The sequence below is a fragment of the Streptomyces roseolus genome, from assembly GCF_014649855.1.
GTDB lineage: Bacteria > Actinomycetota > Actinomycetes > Streptomycetales > Streptomycetaceae > Streptomyces > Streptomyces roseolus.
Map to the genome: position 1 here is coordinate 18,354 of NZ_BMTV01000048.1, position 23,251 is coordinate 41,604.

Genomic DNA, 23,251 nt, shown 5'->3' on the forward strand with positions numbered 1-23,251 from the left:
GTCACTCCGTTCTCGATCGCGGCCCGACCACCAGGCCGCGCCGGAAACATGCCGAAAGATCCTGTTTGTTGTCAACAGGTGCGTTTTCAGGGGGAGTTGGGACCGCTCCGCACAAGTCGCGTACGCGTACACGAGGGGAAATTTCACCCGTGAGAGGGACCGCGGACGCCCCTCAGCACGTGGAAGGTTCCCCCACCACAAGCAGGTGGGGGACCTTCCACGTGCTGGCGCGGCCGGCCGATGAAGCGGCCGGAGTGCCGCAGCCGAAACGGAGCCGGTCCCCCGCCAGGAGAGGCGGAGGACCGGGAGGCGGGCCACGCAGCCGCGGCCAGTCGTTCGTGTGCGGGGCGGGGCCGACCGGGGCTGTTCAAGCCCAGGTGACGCCGAGGTCGGCGAGCGCGGTGCGCTGGGCCGGGTTGAGCTTGTCGCGGCGCTGCTTGGTGTTGCCGTACCAGACGCCGAGCTTGTGCTCGTGCTGCTCGCCGTCGATGAGGAGGGTCTCGGTATGGCCGCGGGCGGGGACGGCCCCGGCTCCCTCGCGGGCGGTGAACTGGGCGAGTGCGGCCAGGCCGCGGCGGAAGGCGGCTGGCATCTTCCCCTTCCCCGCCATTTCCCGGGTGGCGGGTACCGGTTCGGCGGGCGGGGTGATGCCGAGGGCGGTCAGGCGGGCGCGCTGCTCGTCGAAGAGGTCGGGCCAGGCGCGGCGCTGGCGGGTGATCCAGCGGCCGAGGTCGTCGCCGTCGAGGACGACGCCGGGAGCGATGTCGGGCAGCTTTCCGTCCGGCTCGTCGGCGGCGAGGCGGGCGAGGACGCGGTGGTGGCGCTGCCAGTCCAGCGGCCAGGGGCAGTTCCAGTCGCGGTCGATCTCGGTGAGCTGCTCCGCGCGGGTCGCGGCGCGGTCGGGGTCCTTTCCGAGGGCGCCGGGGCGGCGGAGGTTGGCGATCAGCTGGCCGATCGCGATGGTGTCCTGATCGGTCTCGCCCCAGACGGCGTCCTGGCGGGGGGCGAGGTGGCCGTGGGCACGGTGGTAGGAGCGCAGGGCGGCGAGCTTGGTCTCCCACGCCTCGTCGCCGGGTTCCCAGACCATGCCCTCGGCGTCGAGCTGGGTCTTGCGGTGGGGCTCCAGGGTGCCGGCGCGCAGGCTCTTGCGCTGCTGGTGGACCCAGCGGCCCAGCGGAAACTCCTTCGTCCCGGCGGCGGTGGCAAGGGTGGTCACGGTGTCGTAAGGGACGGCGACGAGGCCGGTGAGGCCGTGTTCGGCGCGCCAGCGGCGCAGGGCCTGGTAGCCCTCCAGCCAGACCAGGGACTCGGGGCGGTAGACGCGGGTGCGCAGAAAGGCGGCGATGGTGGCTGGGTCGCGGGGGCCGGCGAAGCGGAGCAGGGCGGACTCGACGGTGGCCTGCGCCGCGGCTTCCTCTTCGTCGGCGTCCCGGCCGGGGCCGGGCGCGGGAATGATGTTGCCTTCGTCGTCGCGGTGGACGTGGGGCGTGCGGGTGCCGTGGGTGCGGGCTGAGGAGGCGATGTCGGAGACGAGGTGTTCGGAGTGGGCGCGCAGGCCGTTCAGGACGGCGACGAGGGGTTCGTAGGAGGCGGAGGCGACCATGTCCTTCGGGTCTTCGCCGGGCTGGAGGAAGACGGGGACGATGATCCGGGCGGTCTTCGCCGTGCCGTCGGTACGCGGGCGCAGGGCGCGGCCGATGTTCTGGACGAGTTCGACCTGGGAGCCGCGGGCGTCGGCGAAGCACACGGCTTCGACGCCGCGTTCGCCGGTGATGTCGATGCCCTCCCCGAGGACGCGGACGCTCGCGAGGAAGGCGCGGTGGACGCGGTGGCCGGTGGCGTCGATTCCGTTGGCGAACTGCTCGATGGCCTGACGACGTTCGGTGACCTTGTGGTCGCCGCACAGCCACGCCGACCACACCCGGCCGGGCGGGACGTGGCGGCCGGGGTCGAGGTCGTAGAGGCGGGCGCTGATCGAGGAGGCTGGCATCTTCTCCGCGGCGGCGAGCGCGTCGAGGGATGGTTCGTTGGCGTGGAGCTCGGCCGCGGTCCGGGGAAGCTGGGCGGCGAACGCCTCGGCCTCTTCCACGCGGTGGTGGAAGGTCATGACGGTCTTGAGGTTGTGGCGGGCGGCGTGCTCCAGCAGGGCGGTCTGCAGCAGGGCGAGCCGGCGGCCGCGCAGCGCCTCCTCGGAGAGCCCGGGGGCGGGGAGGGGGTCGGGGTCGCGGATCTCCAGGACGTCGATCTCGAAGCCGGCCAGGATCTCCCGGGTGATCGCCTCCGACAGCCCGAGCTCGTGGATCCAGGCGCCGTAGGTTCCGTCGGGGTCGTCGGTCATGGAGACGATCGGCTGCTGTTCGCCGTCGGTGCCGGGGCGGGGTGCGGCGAGGATCCTCGGGGTGGCGGTCATGTAGAGGCGGAAAGCTGCGGGGATGCGGGTGTTGTCGTGGATCGCGGCCCAGGGGCGGGCGGCGTCGCCGGCGGTGCCGTGGGCCTCGTCGACGACCGCCAGATCGAAGCCGTCCATCCGCTGCCCGTACATCCGCTCCCCGCCCGCCAACGCCGTCTCCAGCGGACCCCGGACCTTCACACGGCCGGTGAAGTCCCATGGGTCGTCGCGGTCGACGAGGGAGGCGTACGTCGCGAACACCACCACCGGCCCGGCACCGGCCCACAAGGCCAGCTGGATCGGGTTCGTCGTGACCCGCACACCCAGCGCGTCGAGGACCTCGTCACCGTACAGGGAGCAGACCGCAACCATCGGGCCCGTATGGCCGATGCGGCGCCAAGCCTGGGCGGTCTGGGCCAGGAGGTCGAGGGTCGGGACCATGACCAGGACCCGGCCGCGGGGGAAGAACTCCCGGGCCGCGGCGGCCGCGGTGTAGGTCTTGCCCGACCCGGTCGCCGACACATACGTCGCCCGCTCACCGTCGGGCCTGGGGGTCCTGATGTGGGGCCAGCCGAGCCACGCCTGGATCGCGTCCAGACCGGCCTTCTGGTGCTCCCGCAGCTGAATCATCGTGCTCACGGGCCCTCGTCTCCTTCCTCGTCGTCGGTGCCGGCCGGCGGGCGGGCCGCGCGATGCTGGGCGAGGCGGCGGGCGGCGGCCGCCCTGCCGCGCTCGCGCTGGGAGGTGTCGGCCGCCGAAGCCAGGACGGCGCAGACAGCGGTGACGGCGTCGGACCATCCCTGCGCATACGCCTCGCTGCGCCCGTCGGACGCGCCGTCGTCGTCGGTCCAGCGGTAGGCGCCGGCGATGGCCCCGGCCTCGACGGCCGCGATCAGGCCGTCGGCCTGCTCCTCGTCGATCCCGGCACCCACCAGGACGGAGAACAGGCGCGTGCTCGCGCCGGCTCCCATGCCCTGGCGGGCGTCCGTCCAGTTGAGCCGAAGCACGATAGCTGTCACCGTTGGCCGCCACTGGCCTGCGGAATCCAGCGATGCAAAGCACCGTGGTTGTCACCAGGTCAGCGCGTTACTTGTCACCAGCAACGCGCGAAGCAGGTGGGGTGTCACCGGCGCGCCGGGACAGCTCATTGGATCAAGTCGGTGTGCGGATGCTCGGGGGCGGTCGGGCAGATGTAGATCTGCATGTTGTCCGTGCTGCCTACCTCTACCCCCGTCGGCTGGGCGGGATCCTGGCCCGCGTAGTGGGAGCCAGCGGCGTTGGCCTGGTCTTCCTGCGGTACCCAGCCTTCGTCGCCGTCCCACTCGAAGGAAGCGATCGTCAGCAGCGGGACCATCTGTGCCTCGCATACGACGCAGTACCGGGGTATCGGATCGGTGCGGCCCCACGGGGGCCAGCCGCCGACCTTCCAGCCGGGTGCGTTGCCCAGATGGGTGGAGTAGAAGTCGCGCGGATGCGCCGCGTAGGAGCTGGCCACGTCGGCGCCGCCTGCCTGCCACCTGTTCCAGTCCTCCAGCATCGCTTGAAGCTCCGGGCTCAGGTCCAGGCTGTTGGGGTACTCGGTGATCGATTCTGGGGCCAGCAGGCACGGCTCCGGCACGTAGCCCGGATAGTCCGCCTCGTACGGTTCCGGTGGTGTGACGAGGACGTCGCCGACCTCCGCGGCCGACCGCCAGAACAGTGCGGTCGCTGGCTTGTAGTCCGGATCGTGTTCGTACGGGCACCAGAGGATCTGGAGCAGGTCGGCCTGCCCGGGCGGCCGCAACAGGGGTACGTCGCGCACGAACAGCTGAGCCACGGGCAGCATCGGGACCGGGCATTCCGCCGGGCCGGGAGGGCCGGCTTCGAGCCGTTCGGCGAGCCACGCGGCATTGTGCTCCTTGAGCGCCTCCTCCTCGGGTGTGAGCGTAGGAGCCGGGCCGTCAGGGCTCCACCGGGAAGACAAGATCCGGTGGAGCCGCACTTCGATCGGCGACCGGCGGAATCCGGTGTCCACGTGCAGGTGGACGTCTTCGCAGTGCGGCCAGGGCTCGTCGGCCGGCCACAGCAACGGCCCGCCGACCGAACTGTCACCGACCGACGGCGACCCCGGACGCGGATGCAGCCGTATCGCTGGGCGCGCCAGCGGCGCGAGCTCAGGGAAGACCGCTGTCACCTCGACAGGCCGTGGCGGAGTAGTTCGTACGAAACTCATGCCGCTGATCTTGTCACCAGCTACCGACAGCAGAGGCCCGCCCATTCGGCACCCCCGGGCAACTATGCGAACGAGGCGATTGAGGCCGATCACAACGTTGATCCGATCACGCAGCAGGCCTCGTCCGGCGTTGCTGGTGACAACACACTGCTTTGGTGACAACTATCGCGCTTCGGCTCACCAGTGGTAGCCGACGCCGCCGCGCTGTGCGCCGGTCACAGGTCGAACTCGATGTGCTCGACGTTCAGCATCCGGACTTCCTCCAGGCTCGCCGCCCGGGTGCCGCGCTGCTGGAAATAGACCTCCTTGAGCGCGTCGGCGACGGCCTGGCGCATCTGCCGCTCCCCGCCGCGTTCCTGGGCGTCGAAGATCCGACCGACGTGATGTGGAGGCAGGGCAAGGGTGAGATGCCGCTCGCGGGCCTCGTCGGTGGTGCCGGCCGGGGCGGCGTAGCCGAGCTGGGCGCGGACGTCGATCATCACGCCCTGGCTGGTCGCGGCCGCCTGCTTCACCCGCTCTCGCACCTTGGGCTGCCAGCGCTTGCGGACCTCCCCGGCCATCCGGCCTGCCAGGTCCGGGCGGGGCTTCTTGATCTGGTCCTTCACGTACCGCTCGACGGTGCGCTGGGAGATCCCGAGGAGCTGCGCGACGGCCTGGGTGCCCTTGAGCTGCTTGACCAAAAACCGCATCTGGGCGCCCGCGGACTTGGGGGGCTTACGGGTGAACGCCTTCTCCAGCATCTGGTCCAGCGCTTCGCCGACCGACCTGATCACCATGGGTTTACTCCCCCGTGTCCGGACCGGCACCGGTGTCGGCGTCGGTGTCAGTGGGGTGTTCGCGGGCGGTGAGGATGATGTTGCGCCAGGAGCTGCGGGATGTGGGCTGGTCGGACTGCCGACTGAGGCGCTCAATCAGGTCGGCCTGAGTGGCGTCGGGGTGCTGGGCGAGGACCTGCCGTGCGAGGGCGAGACGGGGGTCGCCGTAGTAGAGGTAGGGCTGGCTGTTGGTGCTGCCGGTGCGGCGGCGGCGGACGGGCTGGGCGGCGGTGATGTCCTTGCGGTTGGTGGCGTAGGTGACGGCGTCGCCGCGGCGCCACTTCGGTCGCTTGCGGGCGACGGGGTCGCCCCAGTCGGCCGGCTCGGGAAAGCCCGGTGGCGGCGCCACAACGGCCTTGGCGACCCAGCTGTGGTCACGGTGCCCGAGGATCCGGCCGAACTCCGAGGAGCCGATCAGGTCCTCGGGATCGCCGGCCGCGGCCTCCTTGTCGACCTCGGTGCGGATCGAGCGGGCCGAACCCTGCTGCCGGGCGTACCAGTCGGCCCACTCCTGGGCGTCCCAGTACAGGGTGCGGCCGATCCGGGTGGCCGGCGGATGTCCGTTCGTCTCGCGATCGGCCCACAGGGAGGCGAGCTTCGCCCGGCTGACGTGATGCTCGCGGATGAGGCCGTCGCGGCTGCGCAGATGCGCCGGCACCTCGGGGTTGAGCCGGCGCCGGTCCCACTCCTCCCACTCCTCGGCGTCCCAGAACATGACACCGCCGATCTTCGTGGGGATCGGGTCGGGGTGGCCGTTGGTCTCGCGGGCGGCCCACCAGCGTTCCAGCGCGCTCATGGCGTAGCCGTAGCGGGTGTGGATGTCCTGGCGCGACAGCACGTCGCGGCCATCGATGCTGATCACTGGTTCTCCTCGGCGGGGTGGTGCAGGGCCCAGGACCGGGCGCTGCCGGGGGTACAGCGGACGACCGTGAGGATGTCGGCGGCGCTCGCGCCGGCGGCCCAGTCCCAGAAACCGGGGTGCTGCTCCTGGTGGTACAGCTCCCAGACGTCGTCGGTGGGACCGAAGTCAGCGACGGTCAGCGGGACGGCGGGGCCGATGCCGAATCGGTTTCCGGGGCGCAGATAGACCGTGTCGTAGGGCTGGGGCAGCTCGGGGTCGAGGACGGGCGGGTCGTCTAGCATGGGGTTGTCTCCTCGTGAAGGGGAACACCGGGTCCGGCGCCGTTGCCCTTGTGCGCCGGGCCCACTTTCGTTTTCCGCTCCGGGCCGCAGCGCGCTGCGGCCCGGCGAGTGCTTCGCCCATCAGGGCAGGGCGGCGGGAGGCCGTGACGCGCACCTCACCGCCGGTTCCGGGCCCGGAACCCAGGCCCGACGAGCAAGGGACTTCCAACCCCTGCAAGAGGCTCTATTAAACCACATTAACGGCCCGCCAGGGTTCTCCGGCGGATCGAGCACCTGGTCCGCGGGCCGCCGCCAGGGACAGAAACAACTGCCTCTTCCTCCACTAAGTGGAGAAAGAGGTGTCGGCGGCGAGAAGGACTGACCCACCGGGCCTGACCTGCGGCGATGGAGGGTCGGGCGAAGCAGGCCCGCAACCGGTGGTGCAACCAGTGACGCAACCCTCCATGCAACTGATGACGCAACCGGTGGTGCAACCGGTGACGCAACCTCACACCGACGTGTGCCTCTGCGCCTCTGCACGCTGGTCACCCAGGCTTTTCAGCCTTGTTGGCCAGGTGCTGCGGGACGGCGCAGCCCTGTCGGGGCCGTACATCTGGGTCGCCGCGGGCACGCCGGCCTTCCCGCCCTCCAGCGGCTGGCCCCACTGGGTAGTTGCCGCCGCTCAAGGCCGGGCCGCGGCGGGGCCCGGCGCCGGGCTCGGTCGAGGCCGCGGTCGTCATCGGCGCCGGCGTCACCGCAGCAGCGCGGCGACGAGCTCGGGCAACGCCCCGGTCACGGCGACGACGTCGCGCCGGTCCACGCGCACGACGATGACGACGCTGACGACGGCGGCCGCCAGGATCGCGAGCGCCAGCACAGCGAAGGCGCCAAGGGCGTCGAGGGCCTACGGGTCGACGGGCATGGGTGTCCTCTCGGTCGCGGCCCCTGCCGTGCTCTCGACAGGCGAGGGACAGGACCGGCCGGCCGCAGAGGGCAAAACCCCGCCGCCCGTCGAGCGGTGAGTCCGCCTCTGCGGCAGCCGGCGGGTGATGCCGGGCCGGAGGGCTGCGGCTGCGGAGCGCCTCCTCCCGCCCGTGAGGTGCGGGCCGTCTCTGCGGGCGGGGCTTCACCGCGGCCGCCGGGGCCGTGTCCGTGGGGTGCGGCGGGCGGGGACGGCAACGGTCGTTCTTCGGTCGCCGGGGGCTGACCCGAAGGGTGACCCACGGGGGCGAGCGGAGTGACCCAGGCCGGTGGCCGGGGCGGGTTGCCCTTTGGGCAACCGTTTGACCTGCGGGTTTGCGGTTCTGGGTCAGTTTCTGGGTCAGGGGTGCTGAGGACAGTCGACGACACGTGATCGAGAAAGGGCCGTGTCGTGGACATCCGAGTCTTCAAGGGACTGAACGCCGAGTGGGCGCTGGTGTGCGCCGAGCCGGGCGCCGGGGTGCGGGTGCGTGGCTGGCTGGAGGAGGCCGGTGTCCTGGTGCCGGGCGAGGGGCCGGTGGAGCTGGAGGAGTTGCTGGGCTGGCTCGGGGTGCGGGACCGGCGGGTGGGCCGGGAGCACAGTGACCGGTGGATGGGCGCGCTGCTGGCGGTGGCGGCCGGTGAGGGTGCGGGGGCGCGGCTGGCGGCCCGGGTGGTGGTGCAGGCGATGGTGGACGGGGCGGTGCGCACCACGCTGTCGCTGCTGCGGCCGGGCCGGGATTTCGACGAGGTGGGGCAGGTCGTGGTGGCGGCCCTGTACGGGGTGGTGCGCGCCTATCCGCTGCACCGGACCCGGAAGGTCGCGGCGAACCTGCTGCTGGAGACGCTGCACCGGGCGAGCCGGGAGCTGCGGGCCGACGACCCGCAGGCGGTCGAGTGGAACGCCGAGTGGGCGGAGCGGGCGAGCGACGAGGACGTCGCGGAAGCCGCGTGCCGGGCCGGGGTGGTGGAGCAGGCCGTGGCCGGCGGCCTGGTCGAGGAGGCGCCGGAGTGGGAGCCGGCGCGGGCGGAGCTGGCCGAGCTGCTGCTGTGGGGGGTGCAGGGCGGTCTGTTGAGCGTGGCGCGGGCGCGGCAGATCGCGGACGAGGTGCGGGCGGAGTCGCAGGAGCAGGCCGGGGTGTCGGCTGCGGCCCGGCGTCAGCGGCGCAGCCGGACCGTGGCGCGGTTGCGGCCGGTCGCGCGGCAGTGGGTGCGGGCGGCGTGAGGTTCTCGGAATTTCTCGGGCCGAGGCTGTCACGTTCGGGCCCGGCCGGCTCCTTGCGGGGGTGGACCGGCGGAACGGCCGCCGGGGAGTGGGGATGCGAGGTGTCGGCCGTGGCGGAACAGCCGTCGGACGAAACGGTGCTCATCCGGGCCCGTCGCCGGCTCGGGGAACTGGCCGTGCTGCTGGAGGTGGCGCCGTTCTCCGCCGAGACGGAGGAGGCGATGCGCACGTACCTGCGCGAGGAGGCCCTGGTGGCCCGGCAGGCGTTCAGCCGCTGGTGCGAGGTCCCCGCGCAGACCCGCCGGGCGCGGGCCGCCCTGCTGCGCGAGGCCCAGTCATGAGGCGCCGCACTGTGACTTCGGTTCCCGAGCAGGAGCGGGCCGCCCGTGAAGACGGACAGGTCGAGGAGGCCGGTCTGCCCCCGGAGGCGGGCGGGTGGGAGCTCGGCTCCCTGGGGGCCTCGGCGAACGCGGTGACGGTGCTGCGCCGCTCCGCGTGGGTGCTGCTGCTGGCCGGCCCGGTACTGGGGGCGTGGGCGCTGCTCACAGGCCCCGAGGTCGTACGCGCGCAGGCCGCCGAGGAGCGGCCGTGGGCGGTGGCGGTGGACTCGTCCGGGCCGGGCGGGTTCGCCGAGCTGTTCGTGACGGCGTACCTGGAGGCCGAAGAAGGACGGGCGGGTGACGTCCTCGCGGCGTTCATGCCGGGGGCGGGTTCGGCCGCGGTCTCGGGCCGCGGGGGCGGCCAGGTGGTGGAGCAGGCCGCGGCGGTGCGGGTGCGGGCCGTCTCGGCCGGCTACTGGGCAGTGACGGTCGCCGTCCGGGTGGGCCCCGCCGTCCCGGCGGCGAAGCAGGACCGGGACCAGGCCGAGGCCGGGCCGGCGGTGGGGCTGCGGTACTTCCGGGTGCCGGTGCGCTCCGGGGCCTCGGGAGAACTCGCCGCGGTGGCTCTGCCCGCGGAGGTCGGTGCGCTGCCGGCCGGGCAGGCCCCTGAACTCGGCTACGGGCAGGCGGCGGAGCCCAGCCCGGCGGACCCGGGGGTGCGCACCCTTCAGGGGTTCTTCACCTCCTACCTGGCGGGCGGCGGGGAGGTCGACCGGTACATGCCTCCGGGCAGCCGGCTCGCGCCGATCACGCCGGCTCCGTACGCGTCGGCGCGCGTGGAGCGGGTCGCGGAGTACGGCACGAACACGCCGGGCGCGGCCTTCCCCGAGGGCGCGCCGATCCCGGAGGGGACGCGGCGCCGGCTCCTGGTGGACGTGACGGCGGCCGACCGGGCCGGTGTGGAGCGGCCTTTGACCTATGCGGTCGCGCTGAAGGCGCGCGACGGGCGGTGGGAGGTGGAGGCCGTCGAGGCGGCCCCGCTCCTGGCCGACGGTTCTGGCGAAACGGACAAGAGGAGCAAGTGATGCAGGACATGGTGCTGCTGGCGGACGCCATCAACGACGCCAACGTGCTGGGTGACCGGGTCAATGACCTGCTGACCACCACGGTGATGCTGCTCATGGTGACTGTGGCGACGATCGTCACCTGGCAGAAGTCGAAGTCGATCCTGGCCGCGGGCGGAGCGCTGCTGGGCGGGGTGGCCCTGTGGTACGCGGTGGTCAACGCTCCCGCGTTCCGTGACTCCGTCGGGGAGACGATCAAGCCGGGCGGTGCGCCGCCGGTGACCGAGGGGCGCGGGCCTGCAGTTGTGCGCGTCGTGGATCCGGTCGCCGGGACTTGGCCGGGGCTTGGCGGTGAGGTGCTGTGAGCACGCCCGCGGAGGCGTCGTCCGACGACGGGGTGCTGGTGGGCCGGTGCTACACGAAGGCGCGGCGGCACCCGCTGATGATCGGGAAGTGGCCCGGCGGGCAGATGGCGATCCCGGGCGGGCCGTACACGGTGCCGCAGGTAGCCGTGATCGCGGTGACCTTCGCGGTGCTGATGCTGACCCGGGCGGTGTGGGCGCACTTCGGGCTGGTGAATTTCGTGATCGCTCTCGGGGTGCCGTACGGGCTGTCGCTGGTGGTGCGGCACGTCCACGTGGACGGCCGGAACCCGCTTCTGGTCGCGGTGAGCGCGGGCGGAGCGGTGGCGGCGCCTTCTGCGGGGCGTCTGGGAGGCCGGCCGGTGAGGCCGGTGGGCCGGTACCGGCCGCTGGTGGGGGTGTGCAGCGTGACGTGGGCGGACGAGGCCCCGAACTTCGCCGGCGCGGCCGAGGAACCGGCCGTGGCTGAGGTGGCTCCCGCGGCAGCAAGGAGCGCGCCGGGTGTAGCGGCGACAGGACGGCCGGCGGCTGCGGGGGCTCGGGTGACGGCGGCCGCGGCGCTGTTGGCGCTGCGTCAGGAGCAGATGCGGGCGCGGGCGCGGGACGTGGATGACGAGCGGGGGGTGTGAGCGGTGAGGATTCCGATCCGGCACGTGGCCGGGAACGTGGTGTGGACGACGCAGGGAACGGTGTGGGCCGTCTTCCGGGTGCAGGGCGCGCAGACCGCGCACGCCTCGCGGCGAGCCCGGCAGCAGCGGCTGGGGCATCTGGAGGCGCTGGTCAAGCAGCTGCGGGGGGAGTCGATGCTGCTGAGCCTGTGCCCGGCGGTCGACCCGGAGACCGTGGTGGCCCGGATGTGCGCGGACATCGACATGACCGCCTCGCCCCGGTACGCGGCGAGCGTGGAGATGCTGCACGGCCAGCTGGAGCAGCTGGAGCTGACCGGCCGCTCGGACTGGCTCGCGCTCCCGCTGCCGATGCCGCGCAAGGAGGCGGTGCGCGAGGTCGTCGCGGCCGCGCGGGCCGAGGTGTCCCTGGCGCTGGGCCTGCTGCCCCGCCCGGTCTCCGCCCGGGAGGAGGAGCTGCGCCTGGTGCAGGCGCAGCGGCTGGCGTCGACGTGGCCGTCCGGGATCGGGCTGCGGCCGGCGTCCACGGCCGAAGTGCTGTGGATCTACGGGCACAGCGCCCGGCGCGGTCTGGCCGAGCCGGTACTGCCCGCCTCTGAGGGTGGGCAGCGGCTGCGGGGGCGGGGCCGGGGGGCGGCCTCGCTGGGCCAGGTGGTGCTCGCCGAGGGCGGGCTCCTCGGTACGGGCCTGGAGCAGGAGGGGCAGGAAGCAGCCGGCCGCAGGCGGCAGGTTCGGGGCAATCCGTTCGCGCGGCGGTGGGTCGAGGCGACGACCGAATGGGGCTCGTCGTACCAGGCGATGCTCGCGCTGGCGGAGATGCCCGAGGCATTCACGTTCCCCGGGTCGGAGTACCTGGGGCAGCTGGACGACTTCTCGTTCCCGGTGGACTGGGTGGTGCGGCTGCACGTGGAGAGCGGCGCCGCGGCGGAGGCGAAGTCCCGGCGTCAGGCGCGTGAGCTGGCCCACCAGTACGAGCAGTACGACGGGGAGACGGCCGGGGTCCCGGCCAGCGTCGACAAGGCGGCGTCCGGCCTGGACGAGTTCCGCGACCGGCTGACGTCGTCGAAGACGGAGGTCGAGGTGCGGGCGATGACCGCGCTGTGCGTGTGGGGCGGCACCCCGGAGGAGGCGGAGCGGCGGGCGGGCGAGCTGGCCGGGCACTTCGCGGCCGGAGAGTACACGTTCGTCCGGCCGCGCGGTGAGCAGGAGTCGCTCTGGTACGGGATGCTGCCCGGGACGCGGACGCCGTCGGTGATGGCGCAGTACTCCCAGTACCTGCTGGCCCGCGACTTCGCGATGGCCGCGCCGTTCACCGGCAGCGCGCTGGGAGACGAGACGGGCCCGCTGTACGGGCTCCAGTTGGCCAATGGCGGGGTGCGGCCGGTGCTGTGCGACTGGTCGCGCGGGCCGCGGGAGAACACCTCGGCCGCGGCGGCGTGGGTCGGTGAGCTGGGCAGCGGCAAGAGCGTGGGGATGAAGTCGGCCATGTACTCGGTCCTCGCGGCCGGGCGGCGTCGGCACGGGGTCCGCCGGGGCCGGGTGGTGGTGGTGGACCGGACCGAGCAGCAGGAATGGGTCCGCTTCGCCGAGGCCTGCCCCGGCGAGACGGAGATCATCACGATCGACGACCAGGCACGGATCTCCCTGGACCCGCTGCGGATCTTCACCGAGCCGGCGGAGGCGCAGCGGTTCACCGAGTCGTACCTGACGCTGCTGCTGGGGCTGTCGCCGATGAGCGAGGAGGGCATCGCTCTGTCGGAGGCGATCGAGGCCGTCCTCAAAGAGCCGCACCCCTCGATGCGGGTGCTGGTCGAGGAGCTGACCAACCGGGGCGCGGGCGGCGACGAGTTCGCGGCGCTGGCCGCGCGCCGACTGGCCGCCGCCCGCCGCAAGGACCTCGCGCGCGCGGTGTTCGACGAGACGCTGCCGGTCGTGCGGAACTCGACGGCGGACAGTGTCGTCTTCGCGGTCCATTCTCTGGCGCTGCCGACGAAGGGTGAGCTGGAGGCGGGGCGGCTGGAGAAGCTGCAGTTCGAGAAGACGTTCGGGCGGGCGGTGATGTATCTGATCGCCGCCCTGTGCCGGAAGATCGCCTACGCCGCTCCGGACGAGTTCGCGGTGGCGATCTGGGACGAGTGCTGGTGGCTGACGTCCTCGCCCGAGGGGCTGGAGCTGGCGATCGAGCTGGTCAAGGACGGCCGCAAGCACAACGCCGGGGCGTGGTTCGGCGGGCACGACGAGGACGACATCGGTCCCGCCGACAGCGAGAAGGGGCAGATCCTGCGCGGTCTCATCCCGCGCAAGTGCCTGTTCCGGCACACGAACCGCAACCTCGCCGCCCGCGGCCTGGCGTTCCTGGGGTGCAGCGACCAGGACGAGGACCTCCTGTCGCTGGTCACCACCGGCCTGTCGCCCAACCGGCCGGACATGAACGACGAGGAGCGGGCCGCGCGGGCCGGTGAGTGCCTGCACCGTGATCTGACCGGCCGGATCGGCGCCATGCAGATCATCATCCCCGCCGACGAGGAGATCGCGGCCGCCATCCACTCCCAGCCCGTCCGGCAGGCCGTCTGATGGCCCGCCGGCGCCTCTCGCGCAGCACTCCGCCCCCCGCGGCGGCCGGATTCAGGGGCCGGGCCACTGCGCTGGTGCGGTGGGCGCGGCCCGGCCGGGCGCTGCTGCTCGCGGTGGTGCTGCTGATGCTCGCCGGCCTCTCCTCGCTGCTGCTGGCCGCGGCCGCGACCGCCGCCCCCGACCCGACCCCGTCGCCGACCGTGCCGAACCTCCTGGTCCCGCCGGTCGACCCGGATAACCCGCTCGCCCCCGCGCCGGCCCTCGACCCGCCCGCGGACGGCACCACGCTCGACGAAATCGGGCAGGAGGCCGAACGCAAGGCGGCCGCGCAGAGGAAGGAGCAGGAGCGCCGGGCGAAGGAGGCATGGGACAAGAAGGTGGAGGAGTACCTCGACAACGAGGCGTCCCGGGGCGGGGTGCTGTCCGCGTTCGAGGTGACCGACCGCAACGGCATCCCCGTCTCCGCCTACCGGGTCTACGCCGACACCGGCGACTGGAACGACTGGGACCTGAAGATCGAGCACTTCCTCGTCGAGATGATGTTCCTCGGGAACAAGTGGCTGGTCTCCTTCGCGTGCTTCCTGATCTCCTGGGCGCTGTCGTTCTCCCTGGCCGGGCTGCTCCTCAAGCCCGCGCTGACGGTGTCGACGTCGCTGTACGGCGGGGTGATCGTGCAGCTGGGGCTGCCCGCTCTGTTCCTCACGTTCGCGATGGTGGTGGCGTCCTGGCACCTGCTGTTCGGCAACCGGGCGCGCGGGTGGGGCGAAATGGCGGCGGCACTGGTCATCTCCGCACTCGCGCTCGGCGCGCTCGCCTCACCGCCGCAGATGCTGCTGTCCAAGGACCAGGGCGTCGTCGCCACCGTGCGTGATCTCGCGGTGGAGACCGCGGCGCTCGTCCTGGACAAGGAGGCCATCGACGCCGACAGCCCCGACCGGACGACGGCGAGCGGGACGTGGGAGAAGGCGGGAGAAGGAGACACCGCAGGAAAGCGGGTGCGCAACTCACCCTCTTCGATCTCCCGGCCCATCACCGACGCCCTGGTGGACGCCTTCGTGGCCCGGCCGGCGATGATGCTCTCCTACGGCCGGACCTTCTCCGACGCCCAGGGCAGCGGCCCGAAGTGCGGCACGCTGTTCCGCCAGTCCCGCATCTCCCAGGCGGTCTTCGACAAGGAGATCGACGAGATCCTGGCCTCCGACAAGAAGCTGGCCGCGGAGATCCCGTATATCGGCGGCGTCGTCGGCGACCTCGTGGAGGGCATCACGGGCCCCACCGATGGGGTCATCCGCGAGAAGCTCGCCGCCGAAGGGCCTTTGAAGAAGTTCGAGGAGGCGTGCGTCAAGGACGGCGCGGCGTCGGCGAAGAAGGCCAGCATGGAAAAGGTCGGCGGCGCGTTCTTCATGGTCATCGCCGCTTTCCTGACCTGCATCTTCATGATCACACTGACGGCCGGGTTCCTCTTCGCCCAGCTCCAGATCGCCATCGAGGCGATGATCGCCAAGGTCGCGCTCGCCGCCGGAGTCCTGCCCGGCCCCGGACGCGGCTGGCTGTGGGACCGGGCCACCGCCATCGCCCGCGCCCTGGCACTCATGCTCGTCTCCGTCGCGTCGGTCGCCGTGTTCATCGTCGTGGTCAACGCCGTCCTCAACGCCCCCGACAGCGATCTGCCCGGTGGGATCACCATCCGGTTCGTCATGCTCGACTTCGTCGTCCTGGGCGCCTTCGTCTACCGCAAGCGTCTGGCGCGGGCGACCCGCGGCCTCGCGGTCCGCGCCCGTGCCCGGGTCGGCTCCAGCGTGATGGGCGGCACCGCCGCGCCCCCGCTCTCGTCCCCCAAACAGGGCGGGGCGGCCCGCAAGCTGGCACTGGGCGGCCTCGCGCTCGGCGCGATGGCCCTGACCGGCGGCGGCAGTGCGGCCGTCGGTCTCGGCCGGGCCGGCGCCGCCCGTACCGCCACCAGCCTCGGCGGGATGGCGCTGCGTGGCACCGGCCGGGCCGTCGCCGGTACCGCCCGGCTCGCCGGCCGCACCGCCGTGGGCAGTGCCCGGATCGCGGCGAAGACCACACGGTTCGGCCTCCAGGCGACCATCGGACTGCCGGTGTACGGGCCGAGAGCGGCGCGTCGTGTCGGCGCCGCGGCCACGGCTCTGCCCGGCCGGCTCGCTTCCGCCCGCGCGGCCGCGGGCGCACGAGCACGACGAGCGGTCCAGGCGGTCCACCAGAGCACGGTGGCGCCGGCGGCGAACTTCGTCGGCGAGGGCGTCCACAACATGCGCTCGCTCGGCCGGATCGTGACCGGCCGCGGCGGACTCGGCGTCTACCAGGCCCCGAACCGACCCGGGCCGTTCCCGCCGCCCCCGCCGCGCCGGCCGCGGCCCCGTTTCGCTCCGCCGCCCCGCCCGGCCCACCCGCCGGCCGCCGCCCCTGCTCCGGCTCCTGTCCCGGCGCCGGTTCGGCGAGGGCGTCCCGCGCCGCCGATCGCGCAGCCACCGGCCGGACCGAACCAGGCCCGTCTCCGGCAGCGGCTGCACCGCATCCAGGCCCAGCAGACGCCGGCCGCCGCTGCTCCGCCGTCCCCGGCGCCCCAGCCCCCGCAGGCGGCCCCGGCAGCTGTGCAGCCGACTCCCGCCGCGCAGCCCTCGCCCGCTCCGCCGCGGGCGCGGCGCGCCCCCCGCCCGGCGCCGCCGCTCAACCCGGCGCCGCCGCGGCGCCCGAGGCGGCCGTGAAGACCCCTACGAAGGCGGCGCTGGCCGGTGCGGTGCTGCTCTCGCCGCTGGCGCTCGTCCTGGGGCTGGTGGTCCTGTTCGTCGCGGCCGTCGCCAACGGCGCCGCCGGCCACGAAGAAGAGACCCGCGCCGCGGCCGGCGAACCGGGGCCGTCGGCCGCGGCACCGGCCGGCGTCTCCGGGATCGGGCCGGTCGTCCTCGACGCCTACGTGCGGGCCGCGGCCGCGATGACCACGCTGCGCCCGAAGTGCAAGGGGATGCGCTGGTCGGTCGTCGCCGGCATCGGCCGGGTCGAATCGAACCACGCCGCCGGGCGCGACGTCGCCGCGAACGGCGCGGTGACCCCCCGGATCTACGGCGTGCGGCTCAACGGCTCGGGCGCCGGCGGGAACACGAGCGTCCACAGCGACACCGACCACGGCGCCCTGGACGGCGACACCGTCTATGACCGAGCGGTCGGACCCATGCAGTTCATCCCCTCCACCTGGAGGGGGCCCTCCGGGCAGGACGGCAACGGCGACGGCGCCAAGGACCCCCACAACATCTACGACGCCGCGCAGGCCACCGCCGTCTACCTGTGCGGCACCGGCCCCAGCGACCTCGGCGACGACGCTCAGCTACGCAAGGCCGTGCTGCGCTACAACCAGTCCGGGGCGTACGCCGACGAGGTCCTCGGGCACGTCCACGCCTACGACAGGCTCGGCACCGCAGGCTCCGGCGTCGGCACCGTCCAGATCTCCGGCACGGGTCGTGGGCCCGACGCCCTGCGCCGTGCGGCCGTGCATCTCGGCGTCCCCTACTCATGGGGCGGCGGCACCCCCAGCGGGCCCTCGACCGGGTTCTGCGACGGCACGAACGGCTACCTCAACGGCCGCTGTTCCGCGTCGGTCACCGTCGGTTTCGACTGCTCCAGCCTTGTCCAAAACGCCTATTGGCCCTCGCTGCAACTCCCCCGCGTCGCGTCCGCCCAGTACAGCGCCACCTCACAGCGCTCCGTCCCACGCGACAGCCTCCAGCCCGGAGACCTGCTCTTCTGGTCGCATGGCGGGACCGGCGGCATCTATCACGTCGCTCTCTATGCTGGCGACGGCAACGTCCTGCACGCCCCCCGCACCGGAAAGACGGTCGAGGTCGTCCCGCTCGCCACCGCGATGCCCGAACGCGACTACTACGGCGCCACCCGCCCCTGATCGGCGTGGAAGCCCGCGGCAGACACCTCCGCCGCGGTCCACCCGAAGGTATCCGGTCCGCCCGAAGAATTTTCGGGCGGACCTGTCACGTTCCGGCTCCTGGCGCTCCTTGCGGGGGTGAACGGCGGCGCAAGGGCCGTCTCGGACCTTCGGGGAGGGGCTTGTGACAGAGGAGAACCTGGCCGGGTGCCGGAAGGCCACGGTGGGAGCGCCGGGCGGCGGGCCGGCGGCGATGGCGTGATGGCGGATGCTCTGAACGGCACGCTCCCGTCCCTGGTGGCGGGGGTGGTGGAGGGCGTGCGGCCGTATGTGGGGTGGCTCGTCCTGCTGGGGGCGGTCGGCGGTGTGGGGTGGGTGGCCGGGTGGGTGTGGTGGCTGCGCCGGGCTCGGACCGCGCTCGGGTCCCGGACGGTCGTCGACCTGGTGCCGTCACGGGACTTCGATCCGTCGGCCGAGGAGATCGGGCGGCACGCGGCGCGGCTGGCGCGGGTGCCGGCGGCGGCCGGGTGGCTGCCGCGCCGGGCATCGGGGGTGCGAATGCGGCACTGGAGCGACGGCGGGCGGCTGGCGACCCGGTTGGAGGGCCCGGCGCAGTCGGCGGGTCTGCTGCGGCTGCCGTCGTTCCCCGACGTCGAGGTGCTGGAGACCGGCCGGGCGGGCGGCGCCGTGCGGCCGGTCCGGTTCGCGGGCGTCGCCCCGCTCCCGAAGGACCGCAAGGAGAAGCCCTGATGCCGAAGAAGCAACCGAAGGACGCCCCGGGCAGGACGTATGTGGCGCGGGCGGAGCTGGTGCTGGCGCGGGCGGATCACCGCCGTCTCGCCGCCGCGAGCCTCACCCCCGACCCGTTGCAGATGATGGCGGCGGCCTGCGCCCACGTGGACAGCGAGCGGGGGGAGCGGGCCGACCTGGTCGTGGATCTGGTGCCGGTGTCGGGACGGAGGGTGGCGAGGTGGCGGCGCCGGCTGATGCGGCGTGCGGCGCGGCGCGGCCCGTCGGCGTACGGGGAGCAGATCGCCCCCGCCGGCGGCGGGGGCGGCAGTGGCGGTGGGGGTGGGGCGTGGTTCGGGCAGGTGGCGGCGGGGCTGACCGGGGGCGCGGGCGGTGCGAAGGCGTCCGGGGCGCGGAGGGCTTCCTCGCCACGGCAGACGGATCTGGCGGACGGGGTGGGCAAGTTCCTGCCGTCGGCGGACACGCAGGTGTTCGCGGTGCAGGTCCTGGTCCGGGTCGAGGCGCGGCACCCGGCGCGGGCCCGGACGCTGCTGCACCAGGTGATGGCCGTGATGGACGCCTGGCGCGGGGAGAACTGGTGGCGGCCGGTGGGACCGCGGCGGACGGGGTGGCGCCCGTACAGCAGTGTGTGGTGGCGCCGGGCCTCGTTCGACCGGCGGTATCGGACGGGTGAGTTCGCCCCGGTGAAACGGCAGTGGGTGACGGCGCGGGAGGTCGCCGCGCTGCTGAAGCCGGCGTCCGTGCACTGTGTGGCGGCGAACGTGGTGCGGACCGGAGGGGTGGTGCCGCCGGCGCCGTCGCAGCTGCCGGAGTGGACCGGGCAGCCGGGCGTCGTGCCGCTGGGCCGGGTCCTGGGCACCGACGGCCGTGTCCGGCTGGCCGCCGTCCCGCAGAAGGATGTGCTGTTCGGCGCCTCGTTCGGAAAGTCCGGGTTCGGCAAGTCCGAGCTGGCGCTGGTGCAGGCCGTGACGCTCGCGTACGGCGGGACCGGGATCTGGTTCCTCGACCCGCACGGCGCGGCGGTGAAGCGGGCACTGCCCTACCTGACGCACCCGGCGTTGCGCGATCGGGTGTGGCTGATCGACCTGAGCGCGAAGGACCCGGATTCGCGGGTCGGGTCGTGGAACCCGTTGTCGATGGAGGGGCGTACCGCGGCCGAGGTCCAGGACGTGATCGGGGCGGTGGTCGGCGGGCTGGCGTCCGCGCAGGGATGGGGGGACGGGGCGCCGCGTGCGCGTGCGATCCTGTCGCACGCTGTGCAGGTGCTGGCCCATGTGGCGCTGGAGATGTGCCGGCGCGGCCGCCCCGACCTCCAGCCCACCCTGTTCTCGATCACCCGGCTGCTCACGGACGAGGAGTGGCGCGCGGAGGTCTTGGAGTACCTGCCCGCCCGGCTGCGGCGGTTCTGGCAGACGACGTTTCCCCGCTATGAGGGCGGCGCGGTGCCGGTCGTGACCCAGACCCTGGAGCAGCTGGAGACGTCGGACTCGTTGAAGGCGTTCCTGGGGCAGTCGCGGTCGACGTACGACGTGCGGGCCGCGATGGACACCTCGCGGATCGTGCTGCTGCGGTGCTCGGGCACCGGCTCGGCGGATCAGATCATCACCTCGCTGCTGCTGTTCGACCTGTTCCGGGCCGGCTGCTCACGCGAAGGGATCGACCAGGACCTGCTCGCGGCGATGTTCGCGTTCTGCGACGAGCTGACCGCGATCGACGGCTCCTCGCGCGGCTACGTCGCCGCGATCCTGGAGCAGCTGCGCAAGTACGAGCTGCGGCTGATGGGCATGACGCAGATGGCGATGCGGCTGAGCGCCGAGACGCGGATGGCGCTCATGCAGAACCAGTCGCTGCTGTCGGCGTCGGCGGCCGACAGCGACGAAGCCGCGTTCGTCACCAAGCGGATGGAGCCGGTGGCCCCGCAGACGCTGATGTCGCTGCCGAAGTGGACCTACGTGATGTCCACGATGCTCCGCGGCGAGCGGACCACTCCTTTCCGGGTCTCCGGTGTGCCGCTGCACCAGGTCTTCGCCGACTACCACCACCCCGAGCTGCTGCCCGAGCTGGAGAAAGCCGTGGACGTAAGCCTGCGGCGGCGCACCGTCCGCTCGGTCCTGCGCGACCTCGACGGCGATGACACCGGCCGTCTGCTGGGCCTGGACGACCGGATCCTCGCCGAACTCTCCGCCCTGCGCCCCGCCTCCGCGGCACCGGCACCGGTTCCGCAGCCCACCGTTTTGACCTCGACCAGCGGAAGCGAGATCGGCTGATGACCACCGTCCCTATCCCGTCCCTCACCACGGCCGGTCTGCCCCGTCTCGGGCAGCGGCTGCTGCCCGTGCTCTACCAGCACCGCCTGGTCGCCACCGAGCAACTCCGCCGGATGCTGACCCCGCACACCCGCCAGTCCGTCTACCTGCGGCGCATCCTGCAACAACTGCGCGCCCTGGGCCTGGTGGAGCGCACCGTCCGGCGCGCGGGCACGCTCGGCGGACCGGAGATGCTCTGGTACGTCACCCCGCGGGGCGCGAAGATCGTCGAGGCCAGCCGCGAGGTCACCTCCCGGGCGTACCGCATCAACCCCGAGACGGCCGCCTCCCAGCTCCAGGAGCACACCCTGGCCGTCGTGGAGTCCGGCCTCGCCCTCTCCACCTGGGCCCAGGCGCTCGGTGACGAGTGCGGGCCCCTGGACTGGGAGCCGGAGCTGGTCCACCGCGTCCGTGACGGAGAGAACCGGATCGGGGACGACGCGCTGCTGATCCCTGACGCCGTCCTGCGCTACACCCGCACCACGCCCACCGGGCGCCGGCTGCTGACGTACTTCCTGGAGATCGACCGGGCCACCATGCAGGTCGGCCGCCTCGGGCGGAAACTCACCTCCTACGCCCGCTACGCCACCTACGTGCCCACACCCTCGCCCGGCTTCCGGCCCACCACGACGGTCACCGGCCGTGAGGCGTGGCGCGACCGCTACCCGGCCGTCCCCCGGCTCCTCATCGTCCTGACCGGCGCCGGCGACGCGATCCTGCGACGCCGGACGGAGGACCTGCGGGCCTTGGCCGAGGCCGACCCCCGCATCCGGCGCACCCCCCAGCTCGCCGCCGGGGTCACCACCCTCGACGACCTCCGCGACCGCGGCCCGTTCGCGCCGATCGTCACCCCGCTGCTCGGCGACCCCACCCCCACCGACATCCTGTTCACCGCGCCGGCCGCCCCGTGAGCATCCACGCCCCGAGCAAGGGGCCTTCGATGGCGGACAGGACATACGGGGACCGTCCCGGCGACCTGACACAGGAACCGCCCCAGAACCTGACACACTCTGGTCTTTTCCCGGCCCCAAAATGGCTGATTACATCGCATCCTGGAGCCTCAACAACAGTTACTCCCAGTGCGGTTGATGTGGACTTGCGTAATCTTGACCTTCGCGCAACGGAAGTGGGCCTGCGGTACGCGGCAGGCCCCTCGCGGGATAACAAGCGCAGGTGGCGCCGGGCGACCGCATATGCATCGGGAGACATCGTGACGACCCATACGCACATGCGACGCGTGCGCTCCGGTACCGCTCCACACCGGGGACGCGCTCTTGCGCTCCTCCTCGCCGGCCTCGCATCGGTCAGCGGCTGTACGTCCGGCGAGCCGGCATCACCGAAGCCGACCACGCCCCCCTCCCCGGCGTCCTCGGCCCCGACCCGGGCGACCCTGTCGCCGGACTCCCCTGAGGAGGCCGCGAAGAAGCAGGCCGTCGCGGCCTACCAGGCGTATTGGGCCGAGATGACCAAGGCGTTCGCGGTGCCGGCGTTCGAGGGCACGGACCTGAAGCGTTACGCCGTTGCAGATGCTCTGGCCAACGCACAGGAGACGATCACCAACCTGAACAACAGCAAGCGGACCATGGCCGGGAAACCACTGGTCAGCAACACCACGGTGACCGGGGGCGAGCTGGAGAAGAAGACCCCCAACGTCTCCGTATCGTCCTGTCTGGACGTCTCCGCGTGGAAGATCGTCGACAAGAAGACCGGGAAGCCGGCCCCTATGCCCACGAATGCCGCCCGCAAGTACGTCATTACCAGCTTGCTGGAGCGCTGGAACGGCTCCTGGAAGGTTCTCAAGGACGAGCTGCACCCGGACCAGCCGTGCTAGCCACTGCACAGGCTTCCTGACGCTCCCCAGGCTCTCAACTAACTGCTTTCTGAGAGGCGCTCACCCATGGAAAAGCTCACCTCCACAACGCTGTCTCGTTCGGCGGTGGCGGTCGCCCTCACCGGCTCCTTCCTGCTCACCGCATGCAGCACGGAGGAGACGCCGGAGTCGAAGGCGCCTGCATCCTCGTCCCCCGCTTCCTCGCCAACGACGGCGGCTCCCAGCACGCCTGCACCGGATCCCACCGAGCAGACCAAGACCGAGCTGACCGGGCTGTACCGCAGCTACTGGGCCGAGATGGAAAAGGCGTACCAACTCGGCAGCACGAAGGAAACCAGGCTGTCGGACTACGCGGCGGCTGTCGCACTGGCGGAAGCCGAAAAGAACGTGACCACCCACAGCACCGCCGGTCGTACGACGAGCGGTTCCGTGGGAGTCAACGACACGACCGTGACCAAGCTCGACCTCAACCAGAAGATGGCCAGCGCCACTCTTTCGACCTGTCTCGACATCTCCAGGTGGAACCTGATCAACAAAGCCACGAAGAAGAAGATCGACCTTCCCAGCGAACGTCTGACCAGGTACGTCATCGTGACGACGCTGGAGAAGTGGCCGCAGGGCTGGCGCATCGTCCTCGACGAGCCGCAGGAGCAGACGTGTTGAACTCGACACGGTCCGCCAGGACAGCTGCGGTCGCTGCTGCAGCCGCTGCGGGAGTTGCCCTAGGGTCTGTTGCGAAAGTGGATCTTGTTCGTTGATGATCACGTCCTGTGGGACGTGGGGATCTGACGAACGGC

20 protein-coding genes are annotated in these 23,251 nt (G+C 72.5%); 13 read left to right on the top strand and 7 right to left on the bottom strand.

Translation table 11 applies throughout. The features are described from left to right. Positions 1-367: 367 nt before the first annotated feature. From IE245_RS34710 to IE245_RS37875, 7 genes are all read right to left on the bottom strand, one after another. Positions 368-3,019, bottom strand: a complete 2,652-nt coding sequence (locus IE245_RS34710; protein WP_189955131.1) for a DEAD/DEAH box helicase — start codon at positions 3,017-3,019, stop codon at positions 368-370. A gap of 5 nt (positions 3,020-3,024) precedes the next feature. Continuing rightward, positions 3,025-3,408 (bottom strand): hypothetical protein, encoded by a 384-nt coding sequence (locus tag IE245_RS34715; protein WP_189955096.1) that lies wholly within the window; start codon positions 3,406-3,408, stop codon positions 3,025-3,027. A 125-nt stretch (positions 3,409-3,533) separates the two neighbouring features. Further along, positions 3,534-4,601: a hypothetical protein gene (locus IE245_RS34720; protein ID WP_189955098.1), complete on the bottom strand. Its 1,068-nt coding sequence runs from the start codon at positions 4,599-4,601 to the stop codon at positions 3,534-3,536. A 215-nt stretch (positions 4,602-4,816) separates the two neighbouring features. Then, complete coding sequence (gene tpg / locus IE245_RS34725; protein WP_189955133.1) at positions 4,817-5,371, bottom strand: telomere-protecting terminal protein Tpg; 555 nt, start codon at positions 5,369-5,371, stop codon at positions 4,817-4,819. 10 nt (positions 5,372-5,381) lie between these two features. Then, positions 5,382-6,278, bottom strand: a complete 897-nt coding sequence (locus tag IE245_RS34730) for a hypothetical protein (RefSeq protein WP_189955100.1) — start codon at positions 6,276-6,278, stop codon at positions 5,382-5,384. After that, positions 6,275-6,559 (bottom strand): DUF6211 family protein, encoded by a 285-nt coding sequence (locus IE245_RS34735; RefSeq protein WP_189955102.1) that lies wholly within the window; start codon positions 6,557-6,559, stop codon positions 6,275-6,277. The genes IE245_RS34730 and IE245_RS34735 overlap by 4 nt, the downstream gene beginning before the upstream one ends. Positions 6,560-7,289: 730 nt before the next feature. Next, on the bottom strand, positions 7,290-7,415 hold the full coding sequence (locus IE245_RS37875; RefSeq protein WP_268256629.1) for a hypothetical protein: 126 nt from the start codon (positions 7,413-7,415) through the stop codon (positions 7,290-7,292). Between the two features lie 495 nt (positions 7,416-7,910). Between IE245_RS37875 and IE245_RS34740 the strand changes: the two genes are divergently transcribed. The 13 genes from IE245_RS34740 to IE245_RS34795 all read left to right on the top strand — a co-directional run bounded on the left by IE245_RS34740 (position 7,911) and on the right by IE245_RS34795 (position 23,117). Next, positions 7,911-8,723 (top strand): hypothetical protein, encoded by an 813-nt coding sequence (locus IE245_RS34740; RefSeq protein ID WP_229851987.1) that lies wholly within the window; start codon positions 7,911-7,913, stop codon positions 8,721-8,723. 110 nt (positions 8,724-8,833) lie between these two features. After that, entirely contained in the window at positions 8,834-9,064 is a 231-nt protein-coding gene (locus IE245_RS34745) for a hypothetical protein (protein ID WP_189955105.1), read from the top strand. Between the two features lie 11 nt (positions 9,065-9,075). Further along, positions 9,076-10,128 carry a conjugal transfer protein gene (locus tag IE245_RS34750; protein WP_189955107.1) on the top strand — a complete coding sequence of 351 codons (1,053 nt, stop codon included), beginning with the start codon at positions 9,076-9,078 and terminating at the stop codon, positions 10,126-10,128. Continuing rightward, entirely contained in the window at positions 10,128-10,472 is a 345-nt protein-coding gene (locus tag IE245_RS34755; RefSeq protein WP_189955110.1) for a hypothetical protein, read from the top strand. The genes IE245_RS34750 and IE245_RS34755 overlap by 1 nt, the downstream gene beginning before the upstream one ends. Next, positions 10,469-11,098: a hypothetical protein gene (locus tag IE245_RS34760; protein WP_189955112.1), complete on the top strand. Its 630-nt coding sequence runs from the start codon at positions 10,469-10,471 to the stop codon at positions 11,096-11,098. Before IE245_RS34755 ends, IE245_RS34760 begins: the two co-directional genes overlap by 4 nt. 3 nt (positions 11,099-11,101) lie before the next feature. After that, positions 11,102-13,669: an ATP-binding protein gene (locus IE245_RS34765; RefSeq protein WP_189955115.1), complete on the top strand. Its 2,568-nt coding sequence runs from the start codon at positions 11,102-11,104 to the stop codon at positions 13,667-13,669. A 74-nt stretch (positions 13,670-13,743) separates the two neighbouring features. Continuing rightward, the gene (locus tag IE245_RS34770) at positions 13,744-16,398 is read left to right on the top strand and encodes a hypothetical protein (RefSeq protein ID WP_189955117.1); all 2,655 of its coding nucleotides are present in this window, start codon (positions 13,744-13,746) and stop codon (positions 16,396-16,398) included. Continuing rightward, positions 16,395-17,588: a C40 family peptidase gene (locus IE245_RS34775; RefSeq protein WP_189955119.1), complete on the top strand. Its 1,194-nt coding sequence runs from the start codon at positions 16,395-16,397 to the stop codon at positions 17,586-17,588. Before IE245_RS34770 ends, IE245_RS34775 begins: the two co-directional genes overlap by 4 nt. 240 nt (positions 17,589-17,828) lie before the next feature. Then, positions 17,829-18,317 carry a hypothetical protein gene (locus IE245_RS37540; protein WP_229851989.1) on the top strand — a complete coding sequence of 163 codons (489 nt, stop codon included), beginning with the start codon at positions 17,829-17,831 and terminating at the stop codon, positions 18,315-18,317. Beyond that, complete coding sequence (locus IE245_RS34780) at positions 18,317-20,584, top strand: type IV secretory system conjugative DNA transfer family protein (RefSeq protein ID WP_229851992.1); 2,268 nt, start codon at positions 18,317-18,319, stop codon at positions 20,582-20,584. The genes IE245_RS37540 and IE245_RS34780 overlap by 1 nt, the downstream gene beginning before the upstream one ends. Further along, complete coding sequence (locus tag IE245_RS34785) at positions 20,584-21,534, top strand: replication-relaxation family protein (RefSeq protein WP_189955121.1); 951 nt, start codon at positions 20,584-20,586, stop codon at positions 21,532-21,534. Before IE245_RS34780 ends, IE245_RS34785 begins: the two co-directional genes overlap by 1 nt. A gap of 317 nt (positions 21,535-21,851) precedes the next feature. Continuing rightward, entirely contained in the window at positions 21,852-22,454 is a 603-nt protein-coding gene (locus IE245_RS34790; RefSeq protein WP_189955122.1) for a hypothetical protein, read from the top strand. 66 nt (positions 22,455-22,520) lie between these two features. After that, positions 22,521-23,117: a hypothetical protein gene (locus IE245_RS34795; RefSeq protein WP_189955125.1), complete on the top strand. Its 597-nt coding sequence runs from the start codon at positions 22,521-22,523 to the stop codon at positions 23,115-23,117. Positions 23,118-23,251: the final 134 nt, after the last annotated feature.